Source organism: Geobacillus sp. JS12, assembly GCF_001592395.1.
Classification (GTDB): Bacteria; Bacillota; Bacilli; order Bacillales; family Anoxybacillaceae; genus Geobacillus; species Geobacillus zalihae.
The window spans coordinates 109,256-130,257 of sequence record NZ_CP014749.1 but is presented as its reverse complement, the minus strand read 5'-3'; the positions used below and the strand labels follow the sequence as shown (position 1 = coordinate 130,257).

20 protein-coding genes and 1 pseudogene are annotated in these 21,002 nt (G+C 52.5%); 3 read left to right on the top strand and 18 right to left on the bottom strand.

Annotated features, from left to right (window positions below):
• Positions 1-144: 144 nt before the first annotated feature.
• From lepB to aceA, 6 genes are all read right to left on the bottom strand, one after another.
• Complete coding sequence (gene lepB, locus A0V43_RS00765; RefSeq protein ID WP_013146209.1) at positions 145-693, bottom strand: signal peptidase I; 549 nt, start codon at positions 691-693, stop codon at positions 145-147.
• Positions 690-1,313: a TVP38/TMEM64 family protein gene (locus A0V43_RS00760; protein WP_013146210.1), complete on the bottom strand. Its 624-nt coding sequence runs from the start codon at positions 1,311-1,313 to the stop codon at positions 690-692. The genes lepB and A0V43_RS00760 overlap by 4 nt, the downstream gene beginning before the upstream one ends.
• Positions 1,314-1,415: 102 nt before the next feature.
• Positions 1,416-1,949, bottom strand: a complete 534-nt coding sequence (locus tag A0V43_RS00755; RefSeq protein WP_013146211.1) for a competence protein ComK — start codon at positions 1,947-1,949, stop codon at positions 1,416-1,418.
• A gap of 125 nt (positions 1,950-2,074) precedes the next feature.
• Positions 2,075-3,250: an ISL3 family transposase gene (locus tag A0V43_RS00750; protein ID WP_033015914.1), complete on the bottom strand. Its 1,176-nt coding sequence runs from the start codon at positions 3,248-3,250 to the stop codon at positions 2,075-2,077.
• A gap of 162 nt (positions 3,251-3,412) precedes the next feature.
• Positions 3,413-3,607, bottom strand: a complete 195-nt coding sequence (locus A0V43_RS00745; protein ID WP_013146212.1) for a hypothetical protein — start codon at positions 3,605-3,607, stop codon at positions 3,413-3,415.
• 106 nt (positions 3,608-3,713) lie between these two features.
• Positions 3,714-5,000 carry an isocitrate lyase gene (gene aceA / locus A0V43_RS00740; protein WP_063192132.1) on the bottom strand — a complete coding sequence of 429 codons (1,287 nt, stop codon included), beginning with the start codon at positions 4,998-5,000 and terminating at the stop codon, positions 3,714-3,716.
• A gap of 193 nt (positions 5,001-5,193) precedes the next feature.
• Here aceA and A0V43_RS00735 point away from each other — a divergent pair, with 193 nt between their 5' ends.
• Complete coding sequence (locus tag A0V43_RS00735; protein WP_013146214.1) at positions 5,194-5,784, top strand: SCO family protein; 591 nt, start codon at positions 5,194-5,196, stop codon at positions 5,782-5,784.
• Positions 5,785-5,867: 83 nt separating this feature from the next.
• On the opposite strand, the gene A0V43_RS00730 is transcribed toward A0V43_RS00735, so the two are convergent.
• Both A0V43_RS00730 and A0V43_RS00725 read right to left on the bottom strand, forming a co-directional pair.
• Entirely contained in the window at positions 5,868-6,173 is a 306-nt protein-coding gene (locus tag A0V43_RS00730) for an AzlD domain-containing protein (RefSeq protein ID WP_063192131.1), read from the bottom strand.
• Positions 6,166-6,882 carry an AzlC family ABC transporter permease gene (locus A0V43_RS00725; protein WP_063192130.1) on the bottom strand — a complete coding sequence of 239 codons (717 nt, stop codon included), beginning with the start codon at positions 6,880-6,882 and terminating at the stop codon, positions 6,166-6,168. The genes A0V43_RS00730 and A0V43_RS00725 overlap by 8 nt, the downstream gene beginning before the upstream one ends.
• A 186-nt stretch (positions 6,883-7,068) precedes the next feature.
• Between A0V43_RS00725 and dat the strand changes: the two genes are divergently transcribed.
• Positions 7,069-7,932: a D-amino-acid transaminase gene (dat, locus tag A0V43_RS00720; RefSeq protein WP_063192129.1), complete on the top strand. Its 864-nt coding sequence runs from the start codon at positions 7,069-7,071 to the stop codon at positions 7,930-7,932.
• Between the two features lie 56 nt (positions 7,933-7,988).
• On the opposite strand, the gene A0V43_RS00715 is transcribed toward dat, so the two are convergent.
• The 5 genes from A0V43_RS00715 to A0V43_RS00695 form a co-directional block, all read right to left on the bottom strand.
• Complete coding sequence (locus A0V43_RS00715) at positions 7,989-8,786, bottom strand: ABC transporter ATP-binding protein (RefSeq protein WP_013146218.1); 798 nt, start codon at positions 8,784-8,786, stop codon at positions 7,989-7,991.
• A complete protein-coding gene (locus A0V43_RS00710; protein WP_013146219.1) occupies positions 8,752-9,744 on the bottom strand; it encodes an ABC transporter permease in 993 nt (330 codons plus the stop codon). The genes A0V43_RS00715 and A0V43_RS00710 overlap by 35 nt, the downstream gene beginning before the upstream one ends.
• Positions 9,745-9,869: 125 nt before the next feature.
• Positions 9,870-10,877 (bottom strand): ABC transporter substrate-binding protein, encoded by a 1,008-nt coding sequence (locus A0V43_RS00705; protein WP_063192128.1) that lies wholly within the window; start codon positions 10,875-10,877, stop codon positions 9,870-9,872.
• Between the two features lie 127 nt (positions 10,878-11,004).
• A complete protein-coding gene (locus A0V43_RS00700) occupies positions 11,005-12,549 on the bottom strand; it encodes a fatty acid--CoA ligase family protein (RefSeq protein ID WP_013146221.1) in 1,545 nt (514 codons plus the stop codon).
• A gap of 136 nt (positions 12,550-12,685) precedes the next feature.
• Positions 12,686-13,420, bottom strand: coding sequence for an MBL fold metallo-hydrolase (locus A0V43_RS00695; RefSeq protein WP_063192127.1), 735 nt, complete (start codon positions 13,418-13,420; stop codon positions 12,686-12,688).
• A gap of 151 nt (positions 13,421-13,571) precedes the next feature.
• On the opposite strand from A0V43_RS00695, the gene yhfH reads away from it, so the two are divergent.
• On the top strand, positions 13,572-13,709 hold the full coding sequence (gene yhfH / locus A0V43_RS18405) for a protein YhfH (RefSeq protein WP_013146223.1): 138 nt from the start codon (positions 13,572-13,574) through the stop codon (positions 13,707-13,709).
• Between the two features lie 344 nt (positions 13,710-14,053).
• Here yhfH and A0V43_RS00690 read toward each other — a convergent pair whose 3' ends face one another.
• From A0V43_RS00690 to hemE, 5 genes and pseudogenes are all read right to left on the bottom strand, one after another.
• Entirely contained in the window at positions 14,054-16,438 is a 2,385-nt protein-coding gene (locus A0V43_RS00690; RefSeq protein WP_063192126.1) for a YhgE/Pip domain-containing protein, read from the bottom strand.
• Between the two features lie 71 nt (positions 16,439-16,509).
• Positions 16,510-17,082, bottom strand: a complete 573-nt coding sequence (locus A0V43_RS00685; protein WP_063192125.1) for a TetR/AcrR family transcriptional regulator — start codon at positions 17,080-17,082, stop codon at positions 16,510-16,512.
• Positions 17,083-17,400: 318 nt separating this feature from the next.
• Positions 17,401-18,839: pseudogene (gene hemY, locus A0V43_RS00680) on the bottom strand (protoporphyrinogen oxidase).
• The gene (gene hemH / locus A0V43_RS00675) at positions 18,832-19,782 is read right to left on the bottom strand and encodes a ferrochelatase (protein WP_063192124.1); all 951 of its coding nucleotides are present in this window, start codon (positions 19,780-19,782) and stop codon (positions 18,832-18,834) included. The pseudogene hemY and the gene hemH overlap by 8 nt, the downstream one beginning before the upstream one ends.
• 15 nt (positions 19,783-19,797) lie before the next feature.
• Positions 19,798-20,835 (bottom strand): uroporphyrinogen decarboxylase, encoded by a 1,038-nt coding sequence (gene hemE, locus A0V43_RS00670; protein WP_063193770.1) that lies wholly within the window; start codon positions 20,833-20,835, stop codon positions 19,798-19,800.
• Positions 20,836-21,002 lie beyond the last annotated feature (167 nt).

Below are 21,002 nucleotides of genomic sequence, written 5' to 3'. Positions count from 1 at the left end.
GTTAACGTTTGTTTCTTTTTGTGGATCCAGCCGACATGTCAGCGACTGTCGGACGACTGAACAACCTCGCTTCGAAGGATCCATTTATTGGTCTCTGAAGCTTCACTTCGTTATAGAAGCGGAAGACTTCTTTCGAGATTAAGGTTAAAACTGAAAGGCGAACTGTTTAAACGGCCAGTAGCGAAAGTCCACCTTGCCGACAATTTGGTTGATTTTGACAAACCCAAAATGGCGGCTGTCCCAGCTGCTAAGCCGGTTGTCGCCAAGAACGAAAATGCAGCCGGGAGGCACCCGTGTTTTCCCGGTCACCTCCTCAAGCGTAAAATCCCCGGTCAGCCTGCCGTCAAGCAACTTTTGCTTATACGGGCGCAAATACGGTTCGTCAACTTTTTTTCCGTTGACATACAAGATGTCATTTTTGTACGCGATCCGATCGCCAGGCAGGCCGATAACCCGCTTGACGTAATCTTCCTTTTTGTTGGCGTGAAAAACGATAATGTCGAACCGGCGAATAGGCCCGATGTCGTAGGAAAGCTTATTGACGATCAGCAAATTGCCGCTCTCTAGCGTCGGCATCATCGATTTTCCTTCCACCACGTAATTGCTGAACACGAACAACCGAAGCATGGCGACAACACAAACGGCAACAAACCATGGCCATCGGCGGCCTCGTTTTTCTTTTTGCTTGGTCACTCCCCGCCCTCCTCGCCGCCTTGTTCTTCCGTCAACGAAAATCGCGCTTCCACCCGTTTTCCGGCGTACCAAAGCAACAGAACGACTGCGGCGATCATCGCCGTGCGCAGCGGCTGACGGATGAGCGCCTTCAAGTCATAGCCGATAAAACTGATGGTAAACACCATGATCATCTTTCCTAGCAGCACCGCCAATACAAACTGCTGGCGGCTGATGCGCGACAGTCCGGCAACAATATTAACAAGCGCCGATGGGGTGAACGGAAAGCAATACAACAAAAACAGCGGACCAAATCCGTGTCGCTCAATCCAATGCATAAACTGCCGCACTTTCGGGTGGCGGCGGACAAAGTGAAAAAAACGCTTCTGCCCCACTTTCCGCGTCAGCCAAAACACGATGAGCGAGCCAAGTGAAGCGCCTAGCCAAGAGATCAGAAACCCTTTCCATAGTCCAAACGCCGCTGCGTTCGCCATCACGAAGACGAACATGGGCAAAATGGGAAAAAACGACTCAAGCAACGTCGCTGCGATGCCGGGAAGCACGCCGAAAGAGCGGTATTGTTCGAGCAGGGAAAGGATGCTGTCGAGCGTGAACCATTGTTTGATTGTTTCCATATCCATGTCTATTCCCCATTCAAATGCCGTTTATATCTTTATTTTACACGTCCAGGCGCCTAATTTGAACTCATCTTTAGGAAAAACCATTTTTATCAATTTGTTCAGCTAACTCTGTTTTTCTTGCTGCATGCGAAATATGTATTGGAGTTTGCGCTCCCTCGCTTCCATCCGCTCGGATAATTTTGTCCGCAGTTGAGCCGTTCGGTATAACTGGTTGATGAACGATTTGCAGGAAACATCGAGGGATATGCTTTTTCCGTTGCGGAAATAAACGATGGTCCGCTCATATTTGGCAGGCTCATACCGATAAACGTGCATGTGCGAGAGCCAAACGCAGCGGGAGTCACGCGGAGAGGCGGTTGGAAATACGTAAATTTCATTGGCTGGTTCAATGGCGATCGGCGCTTTATGGGTGATGCCAATGACGGCTTTTGTTCCTTCTTTTCTCCCTTGAAAGCTGCTTCCATAGTAATCGCAACTATGTTTAATAATGTCCATCGGCGTTTGTTTGATGATATATTCACCGTCCTCCTCAATGACTTTCGCATACACATCGCTGTTTAAAAAGTATGGGAGAATTGCCATCGTATAACGGCTTACGATGAATTGCTCCAAGACAATGAATTCATTGACTTTCATCCGTTCGTCTCCTCTCTTAATCAACTCACCCTCTACTCCTATCATACCATCAGAAGTTATATTTTTCTATATTTTGCAAAAAATCTATTAAAAAGGTTCATCACCAAAAGTTGTACTTGCACCTGTCATGAAAGTATGTTAGCTGTTTCTAGCCGAACCCGCAATGCAAAACGCTGGATATTTCTGTATCCGTATCCCCGACGTTTCATCAGCTTGATCTTGTTATTTGTTCCCTCCATTTTCCCATTTGAATAAGGGGATAAAATGCACGATATGATTTCGTCTGTTCGTTTGACGAGTGATTTTGCGATGGCGCGAACAGCAGAACAAGGACAAAACAAATACCGATGAACCCAGGCGTTCAAACGACGTTTCGCTTGTCGCTCGCTTTGGCTTTTGGATACATAACGAAAATGTTGAAGGGATTGATAGACAGCCTGCAAGGAATCGCTCTCTTTCTGCCACTCCCGCACCGTTTGGCGCTCCTCCTCGGTGAGTTTCTCGGGGCACTGGGTCAATAAGCGGCAAACATACCGAACATGCCCATGTTTCTTGTTCCCTTTTCCGAAGGATTGGCGGCATCGATCCAACGCTTCCGTAAACAATTGAATCACATGAAAATAATCGACCACATGCTTCGCTTCCGGACACACCCCTTGAATGGCTTTTTTCATCGCTGGAGCCAAATCACTCACGACATACTGAACAGAACCAGACACAGGAGCCAACACACGTCCAATGGCTTCCTCGTTCTTTCCTGCTTCAACGGCATACACTTCTCCCGTTTCGGCATCCATGACTGCCACTCCGTAATCATGTCCTTTTCGAAACGCAAACTCATCGACACAAACTGCCTTTGGTTGGATGTCATTCGATAGGAAGGAAGGGGCATGGGTATAAAACCAGCGTTCAACGGTCGTGTACGGAAGCTTGAGCATACGAGCCACCGCCTGAATGGATGTTCCGATGCAAGATTGCGCCACCCATTGCTGAAACGCATCCGTCGCTGCACTTCGAGGGGAAATTCCGGGATAAGACGTGCTGAATGTCATGCCACATGTACAACAACGTCTACGCTCCACAGGGAGTTCCACCCAAAAGATGCCGATCCGTTGAGCATACCCATGCATCCATTGCTTCTTTTTTCCTGTCATTTTGATCGTGCGTTTCAAGCAAACAGGACATAACGGGCATTGTTCGGGAAGAGAAAGTTCGAAAATCCAACGTTCTTCTTCTTTTCGCACCTTTTGAATCAAAACATCTGGTAAATCGATGAGTTCTTTGATAAACTGAGCGTACATGCGAATTTTCCTCCAATGGTTTGGTTTGGACACCTTTACCATACAGGAAAATTCGCATTTTTTGTATCCTCTATTTTCCCTATGCATACCTATCTTAAAATCTCAAGTACAACTTGTGGTGAAGAGCCATTAAAAAAACCCATGACAATCGTCATGGGTGTTCTAAGAGTTTTCAAACGTTTGACCGATTTCTTTGGACGCTAAATATTCATTCGCCTGTTCCAACGCGGTATGCTCGCCGACCGAGTCGCCAGCATACGTCTCTTCATCCATCAACCATTGCTCAACATGAAGATCCGTGCTGACGCGAAACTCAGCGGGCATCAGCTCCGGCAGGTCGCCTTGATTCTTTTCCATCACATCGCCTCCCTATGTCTTATAGGATGCTCCATCTTTTTCCTTTTTATACACGAAAAAAGCCCGGCCACGCCGGGCTTTCGTCTTCGTTTGTGATCGGTTTGCATTAAGCTGTCGTAAACTGTTCTTCTTCGGTCGATCCTTTCAAAGCGACTGTTGATGATTGGCCGCCAGAGATCACTTGGGCGACTTCGTCGAAATAGCCTGTGCCGACTTCGCGCTGATGGCGCGTCGCCGTGTAGCCGTACTTCTCGGCGGCAAATTCGGCTTGCTGCAGCTCGGCATACGCCGCCATGCCTCGCTCTTTGTAGCCGCGCGCCAGTTCGAACATGCTGTAGTTGAGCGCATGGAAGCCAGCCAAAGTGACAAATTGGAACTTGTATCCCATTTTGCCGAGCTCTTGCTGGAATTTGGCGATCGTTTCGTCGTCCAATTTTTTCTTCCAGTTGAACGACGGCGAGCAGTTGTACGCCAGCAGCTTGCCTGGGAATTTTTCATGAATCGCTTCGGCAAACCGGCGCGCCTCATCCAAATTCGGCTCGCTCGTCTCACACCAAATGAGGTCGGCATACGGCGCATAGGCAAGCCCGCGGGCGATCGCTTGATCCAAACCGGCTCTTGTGCGATAGAATCCTTCCGGTGTCCGTTCTCCAGTGATAAACGCTTGATCGCGCGGGTCGATGTCGCTTGTGATCAAGTCAGCAGCGTTCGCGTCGGTGCGTGCGATGAGCACCGTCGGAACCCCCATGACATCGGCGGCCAACCGCGCCGCAATCAAGTTGCGAATCGCCGTTTGCGTCGGCAAAAGCACTTTGCCGCCTAAATGGCCGCATTTTTTCTCCGATGACAGCTGGTCTTCAAAATGGACGCCAGCCGCTCCGGCTTCAATCATTGCCTTCATGAGCTCAAAGACGTTCAGTTGGCCGCCGAATCCCGCCTCAGCGTCAGCGACGATCGGCACAAAGTAGTCCACGTCCCCGCTGCCTTCTAAGTATTGAATTTGATCCGCGCGCTGCAACGCTTGATTGATTCGCTTGACGACATGCGGAACGCTGTTGGACGGATACAGGCTTTGGTCCGGATACATCTGTCCAGCGAGGTTGGCGTCGGCCGCCACTTGCCAGCCGCTTAAATAAATCGCCTTCAAGCCTGCTTTCACTTGCTGCACCGCCTGATTTCCGGTCAGCGCGCCAAGGGCCGCGACGTAATTCTCTGTATGAAGCAGCTTCCATAATTTTTCCGCCCCGCGTCGAGCGAGCGTATACTCGATGTCAAGCGAGCCGCGCAGTTTAATGACATCCTCCGCGCTGTACGGACGGACGATCCCTTTCCAGCGCTCCTCATTTTTCCAACTTTCTTCTAATTGCCGGACACGTTCAGCAAATGACGCCATTTTTCCTTCCCCCATCTCTCTATTGTTATATTACATTGTTTATATTTACGATTTTATTATATAACAGAAAAACGAAAGTGCAAGCCTTTTTTTGAAACTTTTTTTAATTGGGAAAATAGTCGCATATTGTTCATAAACATCGCGATTTTTTCGCTAATCTTTTTGATATGATCATATTGAGGAGTGATGAATAGTGAAAAAATGGTATACGTTAGCTGCCTCTCTTGTCATCATCGGCATCAGCGTCGGCATCCTGTACTTTGCTGTCTACCAGCCATCGACGATGCGGCTTCCAAATGACGTGACGATGGAAACAGCATGGGGAAAATCATACGAGTTTGGCGGCCTTCCACCGAAAGTACGGCTCGTTGAATTTATGTATACAAGTTGCCCGGATATTTGTCCGAATACAACGATGCAAATGGCGAAGCTGCGGGATCGTCTGAAAAAAGCCGGTGTGTTCGGAAGCAAAGTCGAATTCATCACGATCACGATCGACCCAGCGCGCGATACGAATGAAAAGCTGCAGACATATGCCAATGCGTTTGGAGTCACGAGCGACGGACAAGGTTGGATGTTTTTGCGCGGCAGTGAAGCGGACACGAAAAAAGTAGCGAACGCCTTCCACTTTCAATACCGCGACCCGGGCAACGGCATGATCGTACACACGACGTTCGCCTACTTGCTTGGCCGCAACGGGAGCGTCGTCAAACAAATCGGCATGGGGACATCTCGATTTCATGTCGATGAAGTATATGAAGCGATTATGGAGGAATTGTCATAACCAAACAGCGAATTTGCGTACCTGTCGCAAAAGGAAAAGGGGGCCGATCCAAAACGCACTCGCGTTTTGGATCGGCCCCATGTTCATACAAAGAAAGAATACAGGCTGAGCGCCGCAACCGCCGCAAGCACGACGATCATGACGTTAGCCCCAAGCCAAGCTGTAATGATGGCCACCGCAAAACCGATGACACCGAACGAAAGATCATCCTGGATGAAAAAAACGTCCGGAATAATGAGCGCTCCAAGCACCGCATACGGCACATTTTTCAGCACTCCTTGCCAAAACGACGGCAGCTCGACGCCGCCGAGCAACAAAAACGGCAACAAGCGCGGCAAATACGTCACGATTCCCATGCCGATGATCATCCATACGATCGCGCTATTCATCGCCGTTTCCTCCTTCCTTCGTCAGCCATTGGACGATGATAGCCGACAACAATGTAGCCAACACGATCGACCAGCCTTTCGACAAGTGAAAGGCAAACGTGCCGATCGAGTTGAATAAAGCCGACAGCCCCGCTAGCCAGACGATTTTCCGCTGTTTTTTCAACGCTGGAATGAGCAAGCCGATAAACATGGCATACAAGGCAATGGACATACTTTCTTGCAAACTTTCCGGCAAACCGGACCCAACGGCATAACCAATGCCCGAGTTGACGACCCAGCTGCCATACGCCATGGCAATGAGCCCAAACATATATGAGGCGTTGATCGTTCCTTCTTTCATCGCCGCCACCGAAAACGTCTCATCGGTAATGCCAAAGGCGTACAGCGCTTTTTTCCAAAGTGCGTCCGGCCCAGCCTTTTCATTAAGGGACGCCGACATTAAAAAATGGCGAATGTTCAATACGAATGTCGTCAACACAATTTCAAACACTCCGGTGCCCGCCGAAAGCAAACTTAACGCGATATATTGCGAGGCGCCGGCGAAGACGATGATGCTCATGAGCACGGTCTCAGCGAATGTCAGTCCGGTTGTCTTGGCGAGCAGCCCAAACGCCAGCGCGATCGGCATGTAGCCGATGGCAATCGTTGTTCCTGCTTGCACCCCTTGGCGAAACGGCGCCATCTTGCCGTCTGTCCATGTCGTTTCCATTCACTCATCCCCCCATTTGACTAGATTGATAACTTTATTGTCTAAAAATTCGTCTCATTTCGCAACCCGAACGTCCATCCATTGTTTCCTCTCACGTCAAACACGAGACAAACACAGAGAGAGACTAATCTATGATATAATCAAACTGATTCATGATTGACGGCAACAGAAAAGGAGTGCACGTCCATGTCAGTGAAACCGTATGTATTAACCGACCGCGGCATTTTCCGTTATGAACAAGTCACGTACCCGATGGAAGAGCGCGGTTTGCAATTCGGCGATGGCGTCTACGAAGTCGTCCGTTTATATATCGGAACATACGTTTGGATTCGCGAGCATCTTGACCGGCTGTACCGTTCAGCGGCCGCCATTCGCCTATCCGTTCCGTTCGGCTGCGAAGAGCTCATCGAACAGCTTGAGGAGCTTCGCCGCCTCAACGATGTGCAGGAAGATGCGATTTTGTATTTGCAAATAACGCGCGGCAGCTTCCCGCGCAACCATGCGTTTCCGGCGGAAAACCGGCCGAACTTATACGCCTACATCCAGCCGATGGCGCGAAAAACCGAGGAAATGACACATGGGGTGCGCACGATTTTGACGAAAGATGTCCGCTGGGAATACTGTTACATTAAAAGCTTGAACTTATTGCCCAACGTATTGGCGAAACAAGAAGCGGTTGAGCGCGGAGCGTTTGAAGCGATTTTGCATCGCGACGGCGTCGTAACCGAAGGCAGCTCGTCAAACATTTTCCTTGTCAAAAATGAAACGGTGTACACCCATCCGGCCACCGCACGGATTTTAAACGGCATCGTCCGCACGAAAGTGAAGGAATTTTGCGCTGAGCTTGGCATTCCATTTGTCGAAGAAGCGTTTTCCACCAACGACCTTAGGGAGGCGGACGAACTGTTTTTAACAAGCACGACGTCAGCGATTATCCCGATTATTCAAGTCGACGAAACGGTGATCCGAAGCGGCGCGCCAGGGGCGGTGACGAAGGCGCTGCAAGTTGCCTACCGACAGGCGACGCAGCGAGAAACCCAAAATATCTGATCGGCCGGCCGAACAGAAGAGGTGTCCCCCAGCCAAAGAAGGACACCTCATTTCGTTTATGAGCTGAGCACGGCGCGGTCGCTCGCAAATTGGCTGCCGCGGATGCGTTGGAATGCCTCAAGCAGCCGCTCGACCGTCAGCTCTTCTTTCTCCTTTCCTTCTGCGGCAAAAATGATTTGTCCGCCATCCATCATGATCAACCGGTTGCCAAGGCGAATCGCCTGCTCCATGTTGTGCGTCACCATGAGCGTCGTCAGGCGGTGCTGCTCAACAATTTGCTTCGTCAACTCCGTGACCAACTCCGCCCGCGCCGGATCAAGGGCGGCGGTATGTTCATCGAGCAACAGCACATCCGGTTTTGTAAACGTCGCCATCAACAAGGAAAGCGCCTGCCGCTCCCCGCCGGAAAGAAGTCCGACTTTGGCGGCGAGCCGGTCTTCAAGCCCTAAATGAAGCGTTCGCAGCGTCTCCCGAAACCATTCGCGCTTTTGCTTCGTGACGCCAAGGCTTAACGTGCGCCTCTTTGTCCGGTTGTAGGCGAGCGCCAAATTTTCCTCAATCGTCATATGCGGGGCGGTGCCGGCCATCGGGTCTTGAAAGACGCGGCCGATGTAGCGGGCGCGCGCATGCTCCTTGAGCGCGGTTACATCGCGGCCGTTGATCCACACTTCGCCGGTATCAGGAGACAGCCGTCCGGAAATGATGTTCATGAGCGTGGACTTGCCGGCGCCGTTGCTGCCGATGACGGTGACGAAATCGCCGGGGGCAAGCGTCAGATCAATGCCGCGCAAAGCGATTTTCTCGTCAGCCGTTCCTTCGTTAAACACTTTTGTAATTCGTTTCAGCTCCAGCAACGGTTTCCCCCCTCTCCAACTGCCGCACCCTCCGCTTTTTCCGCTGCCGTTCTTTTTGCGCCGCCAACGTGTTGGGCACGACGAGCGCCATCATCACAATGAGCGCAGTAATCAATTTCACATCGCCCGTCTCCAAAAACTCGACGCGCAACGCAAGCGCCAAAATGAGGCGATAGACGATGGCGCCGCCGATGACCGCCCACGTCGCGCGTGCGACCGAACGGGCGCCAAACAAAGCCTCCCCGATGATGACGGAAGCGAGCCCAATAACGATCATCCCGATTCCCATCCCGACGTCGCTGAATCCGCCGTACTGGGCGACGAGCGCTCCGGAAAGCGCCACAAGTGCGTTCGACAGCCCAAGGCCAAACACGATCAACCAATCGGTGTTGGCGGAAAAGCTCGCCACCATCGGTTTGTTGTCTCCAGTTGCCCGCAAGGCGATCCCCACTTCTGTTTTCAGCAGCCAATCCAACAGCCCTTTGACCATTAGCGCGACAACCGCCATTGACATAAGCACCGCCCATGTCCGCGGCGCAAAGCCGGTGAAGGAAACGAGTCGGTTGAGCGCCGCATCCAATCCGGCTTGCCGCCAGGCGGCGGTGATGTTGGTGATGACCGTTTCCTGCTGCAAGAGCGGCACGTTCGATTTGCCCATAATGCGCAAATTGATCGAATACAAAGCGATCATCATTAAAATGCCGGATAACAGTGGATTGATTTTCCCTTTCGTATGCAAAAGCCCGGTCAACACCCCGGCGGCAAAGCCGGCCAAAAGCGCCGCGGCTGAGGCGGCAAACGGATTGGTTCCATTGACAATGAGCACGGCGGCGACGGACGCGCCGGTGACGAAGCTGCCGTCAACCGTCAGATCGGGAAAATCCAAAATGCGAAACGATAAATAGACGCCGAGCGCCATCACGGCGTAAATCAAGCCGGCTTCGACGGAACTGAACATCGCTGTCCACACAGCTTTTCACCTACCTTTTCGGAAACAGACCGAAGGCGCATGTGACACGTTGAGTGCCAAAACGCACTTTTACCTACTTTGGCCCCCTCCTTCATCGAAGGAGGGACGGCCGCTTATTCAATATATTCCGCAATGGAATCCCATTCTGGATTGCGCTTGATGCCCATTTCTTGCGCTGCTTTTTTGTTGATGACAAGCTTCAATTTTTGTGGATATTGCACTGGCAAATCAGCTGGCTTTTTGCCGTCTTGCAAAATTTGCGCCGCCATTTCCCCCGCTTCGTAGCCGATGTCATAATAGTCAAACCCGTACGCCGCAAAACCGCCGCGCTTGACGGAATCGAGTTCACCGACAAAAAGCGGAATGTCGTGCTCATTCGCCACTTGAATGACGGATTCAAGCGCCGAGACGACCGTATTGTCGGTGATGATGTACAGACAATCAACTTTGCCGACGAGCGACTCGGTCGCCTGCTTCACCTCTGCTGATGTCGATACTGACGCCGGAACAATTTTCAAGTCCGTTCCTTGCATCGCCTTTTTCACCTGCTCGATTTGAGCGACGGAGTTTTGTTCGCCGGCGTTATATACCATGCCGACACGGTTGCCTTTGATATATTTGTCAATAAACTGCACCGTTTTCGGAATGGCCTCCGGGTGCGTATCGGTCGTTCCCGTCACATTGCCGCCCGGTTTTTCCATCGATTGGACAAGCTGCGCGCCGACTGGGTCAGTCACCGAAGTGAACACGATCGGAATGTCTTTTGTCGCATTGAGCGCCGCCTGCGCGCTTGGCGTTGAGTTGGCAAAAATCAAGTCGACGCCGTCCGAAACAAAATTATTGGCGATCGTTTGGTTGTTGCTTTGGTCGCCTTGGGCGATTTGCACGTCATACTCAACGGACAGCCCTTTGTCTTTTAACGCCTGCTGGAATCCCTTGCGCGCCGCATCGAGCGATGGATGCTCGACAATTTGCGTCACGCCGATTTTGTACGTCTTTTCTTTCTCGCTCTTCCCGCCGCTTCCCTGGCTGCTTCCCGTCTCTTTCGCGCCGCCGCAGCCTCCAAGCAACAAAAAGCCGGCCGCGCACACCGCGGCGAGCCGCCGAATCGATTGGCCCATGATCCCATCCCCCTATGTAGAAAAGTTTAGCCCTTTTAAACTTTTATGTGTTAAATTATATAAATTTCTCTACTTGTTTTCAATATACTATTCAAAAAAAAGAAAAGGTGCTGAAAATTCAGCGCCATCAAGCGTGGGAAGACGCGAGCCGCTCTTTTAACGCTCTTCGCAAAATTTTTCCTGTCGCATTTTTCGGCAGCTCGTCCAAAAAGTCAATCGCGCTCGGCACTTTATATTTTGCCAACCGCTCACGGCAGTAAGCGATGAGCTCTGCTTCCGTCAGCTCCTGATTTTTCGCGACAACATACGCCCGCACGGCCTCTCCGTAGTCTGGATCCGGCACGCCGATCACCGCAGCTTCCACAACATCCGGATGGCTGTACAGCACTTCTTCGACTTCGCGCGGATACACGTTGTAGCCGCCGACGATAATCATCTCTTTCTTTCGGTCGACGATATAGAAATAGCCGTCCTCGTCCATGCGCGCCAAATCGCCGGTGTGCAGCCAGCCGTCGCGCAAGGCGGCCGAGGTCTCTTCAGGCATTTTGTAGTACCCTTTCATGACGTTCGGCCCCCGGACGACAAGCTCGCCAACCTCACCGATGGGCACTTCTTCTCCATATTCGTTGACGACTTTATTTTCAACATTCTTAATGCTTGTTCCAATCGAGCCGGGTTTGCGCGGCCGGTCGAGCGGATTGAAGCAGGTGACGGGGGATGCCTCCGAGAGCCCGTATCCTTCCGAGATGATGACGTTGAACTTTTTCTCAAAGTTTTCAAGCAAGGCGACCGGCATCGAAGCGCCGCCTGAGATGCAGAGGCGGAGCGTCCGCAAATCGTCCGCACTTCCACCTTCATATTGATAAAGGAAATTGTACATCGTCGGCACGCCGGCAAAAATCGTCGCCTTTTCCTCGCGAGCTAGCTGAAACAACTTCGCCGGGCTGAACTTTGGCATAATGAGCACCGTTCCGCCGTTCATTAATGGGGCGTTGAGCGCCACGGTCAAGCAAAACACATGAAACATCGGCAACGCGGCAATGACGCGGTCATTTTCATTGATGCCTAAATAATCGGCCGTATCTTGCGCATTGCTGTATATGTTTTGATGAGTGAGCATCGCCCCTTTCGGCTTGCCCGTCGTCCCCGATGTGTACAAAATGACGGCGACATCGTCATCACCCAGTTCAGGTCCGGTAAAGTCTGGGCTGCCGTCCGCCAACACTTCTGCAAACGATTTCATTCCTTCCGACAGGGAAATGCCTTTTTCCTTCCCTTCCGGCGTTTCACAAACGATCGCATGCTCGAGCAGCGGAAGCCGCTTCTTCGCCTCCACAAACAACGGAGCAAGCAAGTCGAGACTGATCACCGCTTTGACATCGCCGTTGTGCAAAATATAAGAAATTTCCTCGGGCGTGTAAATGGGATTGATCGGAATGACGGTCGCCCCAAGCCGCAGCGCCCCGTACAAGCCGATGACGAACTGCGGCGAGTTGCCAAGCAACAAAGCGATATGGTCGCCTCGGCGAACGCCAAGCCGCGCCAATCCGTCGGCAAATCGGGAAATGGCTTCGTCCAATTGTTGATACGTACACCGCTCTTTCATGAACACATACGCTTCCTTGTCCGGCAACTGCTTCGCAATTTGCGCCAACCGCGTCGTTACGTTCATATACGCTCCTCCCCCAAAATGAATGAATGACCATTCATTTTATAAGTAAAAAAATTCGAACTATATCCATTATAAAAAAAAGAACAGCAAAGGGCAAGGGAAAGCGTTTCCTTTGCTGTTCTCCCCTGTTTTTGGCCTATTGCCCCCATGTGAGGCCAGTGCGGGCGAGGCGGATGACACCGCGGAACGTCCGGCCAGCCTCCTCAACCAGCTGCTCGTGCCGGCCAACGTGCGGCAAATGCGTCAACCATAATTCTCCGACACGTGCTCCCTCCGCGATGGCCGCCGCCTCCTCACTCGTCATATGCCCAGCCGGCGCCGCGTTTTGCCCAGCGTAAAAGTTGCACTCGCAAATGAGCAAGTCGGCTCCTTTGGCAAACGGAAGAAACTCCGGTATATAGCTTGAATCGGCTGTATAAACAACTGTCTTGCCGCCGGCCGTAATGCGCATCGCGTAGCATGGCGCCGGATGGACTGTTTTCATAAATGTGATCGAAAACGGTCCAACAGCCAGCGTCCCATTCGGGTCATAGGCCATTCCTTCCGTAATGCCGCTGTGCGTCAAGCGGGAAAACGCCGCCTCGTCTTCCATATGGCCGTAAATCGGCAAGACGGGAAGGTCAGCTCCCAAATTTTTATGAATGAGACGCGCGTATTGGAGCGGGCCGATGTCGGCGATATGGTCGTAATGGTAATGGGAGATGATGACCGCATCTAAGTTTTCCACAGCCGTATAGTTTTGCAGCTTGGCAAGCGCCCCGCTGCCGCAATCAACGAGCAGGCAAAATCCGTCATGCTCGAACAAATACGCCGATGTCGCTTCATTGGCGGCCGGGAACCCTCCCCAATAGCCGATGACCGTCACTTTCATTTTCGGTTCTCTCCTTCCATTCGTTTTGTCTTCATCATACACAACCGCGCCTATTTTTTCATCTTTGTTGATTTTTGTTTTAAAACACATATTGACATTTTGTTATGTGTTATAATACAATAAAATTACCAAGACAACGGAGGGGATCGGAATGTTGATGAAAGTGTTGGAATTTTTCAGAAACTTGCCACCTAAAAAATGTACGCACTGCGGCAAAGAGATTGACGAGCAGCATGAATGCTACGGCAACACATGTTCTGATTGCCTTGGCGCCGCTTACCGCCACTAGGTAAGCGGAATACCTTCTTGCGTCACGACGTCGGCTGCCCCGCCGGCGTTTGGCTGTTCCCTAATGCAGCCTGCCTTTTCTTTTGACTGCCTCTGGTTGAGAGGCAGTTTTTTCATTTTCGGCCGTCACCCTCATCACCCCATGTTTGAACAGCAGCCACCCGCCCCAATCACAGCAATGGTTGTTCTCTCATTGATTCCCGGTTGATGGTTTGATTCATGTGAAAAGAAGAAGGCGCCCCAAAAAGATGAGAGGGACGCCTTTCCTTCATTCTCATTTCGCATTGCTCATTTGCATGTCGGAGAAATGGCTGCTTTTGCGCCAGCCGGCAGCGCAGCCAGTCATCACGTTTGAGCTGCTGTTTCCGTTTCCGTCCATACCGCATAACGGCGGCGATACCGAAGGAGAAAATACACGAGCGTCGCCAAGGCAAAGACCGCGGCTGTCGCAAGCAATATCGCAGCTTCCTTCCACATGACCAAGAAATCGCCGCTTGAAATGACGGCTCGCAACCCACGGATCGCATGGGTCATCGGTAGCCACGGATGAAGCGACTGCAACGCACCCGGAACGAGCTCAATCGGATACGTGCCGGCGCTTCCAACTAGCTGGGCAATCAATAGCAAAATGGCAAGAAACCGGCCCGGGTTGTCAAACACGGTGACAAGGAATTGAACAATCATCATAAACGTTATGCTGATGATCCAAGTGAACACTAGAAAACGCCTGATGCTTTCTACATGCAAATCAAGCCCATACAACAGCCATGCATCGGCCAAGAGTGTTTGCGCTGCCGCAGCCAAAACGAGCACGCCCCATTTTCCAAAAAACCAGGCGACGCCTGACGATGGTCGCTCGACCGGCTCACGCAGCGGAAAGACGATCGTCAGCAGCAAAGCGCCGACAAATAACCCAAGCGACAAAAAATACGGAGCAAAACCGGTTCCATAGTTGGGCACATGATGGAGCGGCTCTTTGTCGTTTTTCACCGGATCGGCGATCATCTCATAAACGCGCTCGTTCGCCCGAACGCCAGCCGCCTCTTTCGCTCCCTCATCCAACCGATTCGCCAGCTCGGCCGATCCTCGCTCCAACTGTCCCAACCCGGACGATAACGACTGCCCGCCGCCAAGGAGGCGATCCATCCCCTGATGAAGCGACGCTGCGCCTTTCGCCACGGCATCGACACCATCTGACAGTTCGCCCGCCCCATTGGCCAATTCGCGCGTTCCGGAAACGAGCTTGCCTGAACCAAGAGCGAGCTCATGCACTCCTTCAGCCAATCGGCCGCTGCCTTCCGCAAGCGTCTGCGCCCCGCGGTAAGCCCGCTCGAGCTGCCCGGCCAGCTCGTTCGCTCCATCTGTTAATTTTTGGTGAGCAGCGACCAATCGACCAGCCGCAGCTGCGAGCTGCTGTTGGCCGTTGGCGATCTTCCCGATTCCCTCCTGTACGGCTTGCTGCCCGCTCGCGAGCGATGATGCACCATCAGCTAGATGGGCCGCACCACTTTGAAGCTGGCCGGCTTTACCAGCTAGTTCCCCGACGCCGGCCGCCACGCTTTTGCTGCCTTCGACAAGCGGCTCTAGCTGTTGCGCCAATGCTTGAAGCATCGCTTTTTGCTCTGGATCGCTCGCTTTTTCCGCCAACGCCTGCAGTCTGACGGCGTATTGTTGCAATCCTTCGCTCACCCTGTCCGCACCGGCCGCAGCATCTCCCGCTTTTTGTTTCCAAACCGCCATCCCTTGCGACAATTGCTGAGCTCCTTCCTGAACTTTGTTCGCTCCATCGGTTAGAGAGGGAAGCCGGGATTGCAATGTTTCCACACCGTTAAGGGATTCATGGAGCCCAGCCGTCAACATAGCTGCACCCGTTTGCGCTTGTTTTTCCCCATCAGCCAAGCGTCGGCTGCCATCAATGAGCCTACCGAGACCATCTCGCAATGCGACCGCGCCGATTTGCATTTGCTTTGCCCCGCCGCTTGCGGACTGCAATCCGTTTTCAAACTTCACTGATTTCCGAGCGAGTTCGGCTAAATAGCCTGATAATTGAACCGCCCCGTCTTTGGCTTTTTCCGCTCCGGCAGCCAAACGGGCGCTGCCTTGTTCAGCAGCATCCATCCCCTCGACTAGCTTGCGGCTGCCCTGTTTGGCCGATTGGATTCCATCACGAAGCCGGGAAGCTCCTTCGCTCGCTTTTTCCAGTCCTTTTCCTGCCTCTTTCATCTTCGACAACATCGTTTCCGCATAGGCCTTGGTGACATTTTTCGCAATCTCCTCTTTGATGGCCGTCACGGCCGAATCACCAATTTTTCCGACAAGATAGTTCGCCCCTTCGTTTGGAATATACATGAGGCGAAGCGGCTTCGGCGCTTCATTTTGCACCGTCGTCGCATTGGCGGAAAAATCATCGGGGATGATGATGGCCATGTAATACTCTCCGTTTTTCAAACCTTGAAGAGCTTGTTTTCGGCTGACGAAATGCCAAGCAAATGAATGTTTTTCCTTCAGTCGCTTGACAACATCGTCGCCAAGATGCATCGGTTCGCCGTCAAGCTTAGCTCCTTGGTCTTCATTGACGACAGCGACCGGCAGGCGGTCCAAATGCCCATACGGGTCCCAAAACGCCCATAAAAACGACCCGCTGTACAGAAGAGGAATGAACAGAACAGCAAGGATCGGGACAAACACTTTCGGGCGGAGCACGATGGCCCGCAGCTCTTTTCGCAGCATATGGCGCTCCCTCCTTTGTACAGATGACCAAATTGTCCGCATGGTCAATTTCCAACAAAAAAGAGGATCATCTATCTCGACAATCCTTGCAAAAAATAGAGCATAAACAATTCAGCAATTTGTTCTTTTGTCAACGGTTCATGATCTTTTTCCCAATCGACAATCAAGGCGATGTACGTCTTGAGCATCAAAAATGCCGTAATTTCCGAATTGCACGGACGAATCTCCCCTTTTTCCACCGCCGCATCAATTTTTTGCCGAATGAACTCGACCATTGCCCGGTCCAGTTTGGCAAGAACTTCTTGCACCGCCGCCGTACCGATATTGCGCACTTCCTGAAGCAGCTTCGCCGTCAGCTGATGGCGCTGGCGAAATTCCAAAATGCGGTACAAGGCGCGGTGGACGTTTTCGGAAAACGGCAGCGACGAGTCCATTGCCAGCTCCGCTTCCGCCTTGATTTCCATAATCAATCCGGAGACGATTTCATCAAGCAGTTCCTCTTTGCTTTTAAAAAACGTATAGATCGTCCCCTTGCCGACGTTGGCGAGCTTGGCGATCTGCTCCATCGTCGTCGCCTTGTAGCCAAAGGCAGCAAACGATTGGGCCGCCGCTTCGATGATTTGCCGTTTGCGGTCGCTTGCCATACTCCTCATCCTTCAAACTGACTAAATGAACAATTTGGTCAATCCGTATCCATTATACTATCAAACAACATGGATGTAAAGGGCCGTCGCATTGGGGACGGAATTTCTTCCTGCTCCCTCATCCTTTCCAGGCAAATGGGTAGAAGCGCCGTTGAAGCTTCTCCCACGTTCTTTTCACATCCCTTTTGCAACGGAAACCACTTCCACGAACCAAAAGAGACAAACAGCCATCCGCTGCTTTTCGCTTCAAACGGCGGGCGGCCGCACCGACGTCCAAATATGAGCGGCGAACGGACTAGGGCGTTGGAAAACCGTTGGTTAACGGACGCTGCTGTACAGATCGGACGTCTGTTGGACTGGCGCTTGCTGCAAATACAGAAGCACGTCACGCACCGCTTTTTCGCCTTGGTCAATGCAATCCGGCAATCCGAGCCCTTCGTATGAGCTGCCGGCCAAAAACACCCCGGCAACGCATCGCCCATCTGCCGTTTAATGTGCGCCAGCCGCTCGCGGTGCCCGACCGTGTATTGCGGCATGGCCCGCTTCCAGCGCGAGATGACGGCGAACTCCGGTTGGCCGGCGATGTTCATCACTTTATTTAAATCATCCAATACAACACGGACGATCTCATCATCAGGTTGGTCGACGATCTCCTCATCGCCCGGGCGCCCGACGTAGCAGCGCAAGAGCGCCTTGCCAGGCGGCGCAGTGTGCGGCCATTTTTTATGCGTCCATGTGCACGCTGTCATCGTGTAATCGCTGCGGCGCGAAACGACAAACCCGGTGCCGTCAATGTCTTGGCGGATCGCCTCCTCCGGAAATGCGAGCGCCACCGTCGCCACCGACGTCAGCGGCACTGAACGGAACGGGGCGAAAAACGGATAGTCAGCGAACATGTCGGGCACAACATGATGCGGCGTTGTCACGATGATGCCGTCTGCCCCCCACACCTCTCCTGTGCTCAGTTGCAGCCGATACGCCGAATCGGTGCGAACGATCCGCTCGACACGCACCCCTTTGATGACGCTGCCCGGCTCAAGCCGTTTTTCCACTTCATCAACGAGCGACTGCAAGCCCGTTTTTAACGTCTGGAACGCCCCTTTCCGCTCTTTTTGCTCTTTCGGCGTCGTTCGTCTCGCTCCACGGACAAGGCTTCCGTATTTTTGCTCAAGCTGAAAAAACTGTGGAAACGTCGCCATTAGGCTCATCTCATCAATGTCGCCGGCGTAAATGCCGGAAAGCAACGGTTCGATGAGATTGTCCACCACCTCATCGCCGAGGCGGCGGCGGAAGAAGCGGCCAAGCGGCATATCACCATCGACTTTCACCGGCGGCAGCACAAAGTCAAGCGCCGCCCGTAGCTTGCCGGCCGGGGAAAACAGTCCGGTCGTTAAAAACGGGGCGATGCGCGTCGGAATGCCCATCACCGCTCCGCCCGGAATGGGATAGAGTTTGCCGTTGACCAAAATGTACGATGTTCCCGTCGCGTTATGAACGATCTCATGTTCAAGGCCGACTTCCTTCACAAGGCGAAACGCGCTCGTTTTCCGCGCCAAAAACGAGTCTGGACCGCGTTCAATGACAAAACCGTCGCGGACGACCGTCTGCACTTTTCCGCCGAGCCGGTGCGTCGCCTCGACAAGTTTGCATGCAAGTGGGAGGCGTTGCTCTCGAATCGCTTTTTGCAAGTAGTAAGCAGCCGTCAAGCCGGTAATGCCGCCGCCGATGATGACGACCGTCCGTTGCCCTTCATTCATGTCGATCGCCTTCTTCCGCCCACCGCTTTAACACAACCGACGCCAATGCATCAATAAACAATGGATTCGTGTTGGGCATCTCCGGTCGGTAATAGCGGGCGCCGATCTCTTCCGTCACCTGTTTGCACTCAATGTCGTTGTCATACAACACTTCCAAATGGTCGGCGACAAAACCGACCGGCGCGTAAACGAACGACGTATAGCCGCGCTCTTCGTAAAGCTGGCGCGTCAAGTCTTGCACGTCCGGCCCAAGCCATGGTTCCGGCGTCTGACCAGCGCTTTGCCAGCCGACGGCATAGTGGGCGACGCCGGCTTGATCAGCAATTCGTTTCGCTGTATCTTCGAGCTGCGCTGGATACGGGTCACCGGCTTGAATAATTTTTTCCGGCAAACTATGTGCGGATACGATCAGCACAGCTCGCTCCCGCTCACGTTCCGGCATGGCGGCAAAAATCGCCCGCACTTGTTCTGCCCAATATTGCAAAAACTTCGGCTCGTCATACCATTGATCAATCGTGTAAATGGTCGGTCCGCCGAGCTTTTTTGCTGCCGCTTTCGCCCGCTCATTGTACGAGCGAATGCTGAATGTGGAATAATGAGGGGCTAGGACGATCCCAACCGCTTCTTTGATGCCGTCATCATGCATGCGCTCGACGGCATCCTCAATGAACGGCTCAATATGTTTGAGCCCTAAATACATGCGAAACTCGACTTCATCTTGCACTTCGTTCAGCCGCTCCTCGAGCCGTTTCGCCTGCTCTTCCGTAATTTTCGCAAGCGGCGACAACCCGCCGATCGCCCGGTAGCGCGCTTTTAAATCCTCGATTTGTTCTTGCGGCGGCTTGCGCCCATGGCGAATGTGCGTATAATACCGTTCAATATCATCTTCCCGGTACGGCGTTCCGTACGCCATCACGAGCAGCCCCACTGTTTTTTTCACTATTGTGCCACCCCTCGTTTAGTTCGTTGACGTATATTCGTGGATAAAAGCGGTCAGACGCTTCAGTGTCGCCGGCTGAACATCCGGAAAAATGCCGTGGCCTAAGTTGAAGATGTAGCCCGGCCGTTCCATCCCTTCGTCCAAAATGCGCTTCACCCGTTCTTCGATCACGTCCCACGGCGCAAGAAGCACCGCCGGATCCAAGTTGCCTTGAATCGCTTTCGCAATGCCTTGGCGGCGCGCTTCGCGAATCGACAGCCGCCAGTCAAGGCCGATGACATCAAGCGGCAAGTCGTTCCACTCATGCACTAAGTGACTGGCGCCGACGCCAAACATGATCAGCGGCGCGTTTTCTTCACGCAAAGCGGCAAAAATGCGCGCCATCGCCGGCTTGATAAACGTCCGGTAATCGTCAGCATTGACGGCGCCAACCCAAGAATCAAAAATTTGCACAGCGCTTGCCCCTGCCCGAATTTGCGCCCGCACATAACGGATCGTCATCTCAGCGAGCTTGTCCATTAAGGCGAACCACGCTTTCGGTTCAGCATACATGAACGCTTTCGTCTTATGATAATTTTTTGACGGACCGCCTTCAATCATGTAGCTCGCCAACGTAAACGGCGCCCCGGCAAACCCGATGAGCGGCACATCCAACTGTTCGTTGACAAGGAGCCGGATCGTTTCAAACACATACGGCACATCATGTTCTGGATCAATCTCCCCAAGCCGCTCGACGTCTTGAAGCGAGCGAATCGGATTCGCGATCACCGGCCCGACGCCGCCCTGAATCTCGACGTTCACGCCAATGGCCGGCAGCGGTGTCATAATGTCTTTATATAAAATGGCGGCATCGACGCCATATTGCTCAACTGGAAGTCTCGTGACGTACGCGCAAAGCTCCGGTTGATGCGTAATGTCAAACAGCGAATATTTTTCTTTCAGGGCCCGATACTCCGGCTGCGACCGTCCGGCTTGCCGCATATACCAAACCGGCACGTACGATGTTTGTTCGCCGCGGCAGGCGCGCAAAAATGTATCGTTGATCTGTCTAGCCATCTCCATCCGCCTTTCTTTCCTCACAATCCCGTCAATGGTTTCGCGTTTTCTTCATCTTTAAACGTTGCCTATCTCCTTTTCACTATACAGCTTTCCGTACCCAATGTATAGAGAAGAAGGCGAACTGTCAAAAAATCGACCGATTTTTACGTTCATGCCCATTATAG

Bases quoted from the DNA above. Each gene is read 5' to 3' on its own strand.
- A0V43_RS00705 (WP_063192128.1), bottom strand. From the start codon at position 10,877: ATGGGCCAATCGATTCGGCGGCTCGCCGCGGTGTGCGCGGCCGGCTTT.
- hemE (WP_063193770.1), bottom strand. From the start codon at position 20,835: ATGGCTAGACAGATCAACGATACATTTTTGCGCGCCTGCCGCGGCGAA.
- A0V43_RS00685 (WP_063192125.1), bottom strand. From the start codon at position 17,082: ATGGCAAGCGACCGCAAACGGCAAATCATCGAAGCGGCGGCCCAATCG.
- aceA (WP_063192132.1), bottom strand. From the start codon at position 5,000: ATGGCGTCATTTGCTGAACGTGTCCGGCAATTAGAAGAAAGTTGGAAA.
- A0V43_RS00750 (WP_033015914.1), bottom strand. From the start codon at position 3,250: ATGTACGCTCAGTTTATCAAAGAACTCATCGATTTACCAGATGTTTTG.
- dat (WP_063192129.1), top strand. From the start codon at position 7,069: ATGTCAGTGAAACCGTATGTATTAACCGACCGCGGCATTTTCCGTTAT.
- A0V43_RS00730 (WP_063192131.1), bottom strand. From the start codon at position 6,173: ATGAATAGCGCGATCGTATGGATGATCATCGGCATGGGAATCGTGACG.
- A0V43_RS00700 (WP_013146221.1), bottom strand. From the start codon at position 12,549: ATGAACGTAACGACGCGGTTGGCGCAAATTGCGAAGCAGTTGCCGGAC.
- yhfH (WP_013146223.1), top strand. From the start codon at position 13,572: ATGTTGATGAAAGTGTTGGAATTTTTCAGAAACTTGCCACCTAAAAAA.
- A0V43_RS00745 (WP_013146212.1), bottom strand. From the start codon at position 3,607: ATGGAAAAGAATCAAGGCGACCTGCCGGAGCTGATGCCCGCTGAGTTT.
- A0V43_RS00755 (WP_013146211.1), bottom strand. From the start codon at position 1,949: ATGAAAGTCAATGAATTCATTGTCTTGGAGCAATTCATCGTAAGCCGT.
- A0V43_RS00710 (WP_013146219.1), bottom strand. From the start codon at position 9,744: ATGTTCAGTTCCGTCGAAGCCGGCTTGATTTACGCCGTGATGGCGCTC.
- A0V43_RS00695 (WP_063192127.1), bottom strand. From the start codon at position 13,420: ATGAAAGTGACGGTCATCGGCTATTGGGGAGGGTTCCCGGCCGCCAAT.
- A0V43_RS00725 (WP_063192130.1), bottom strand. From the start codon at position 6,882: ATGGAAACGACATGGACAGACGGCAAGATGGCGCCGTTTCGCCAAGGG.
- A0V43_RS00760 (WP_013146210.1), bottom strand. From the start codon at position 1,313: ATGGATATGGAAACAATCAAACAATGGTTCACGCTCGACAGCATCCTT.
- A0V43_RS00690 (WP_063192126.1), bottom strand. From the start codon at position 16,438: ATGCTGCGAAAAGAGCTGCGGGCCATCGTGCTCCGCCCGAAAGTGTTT.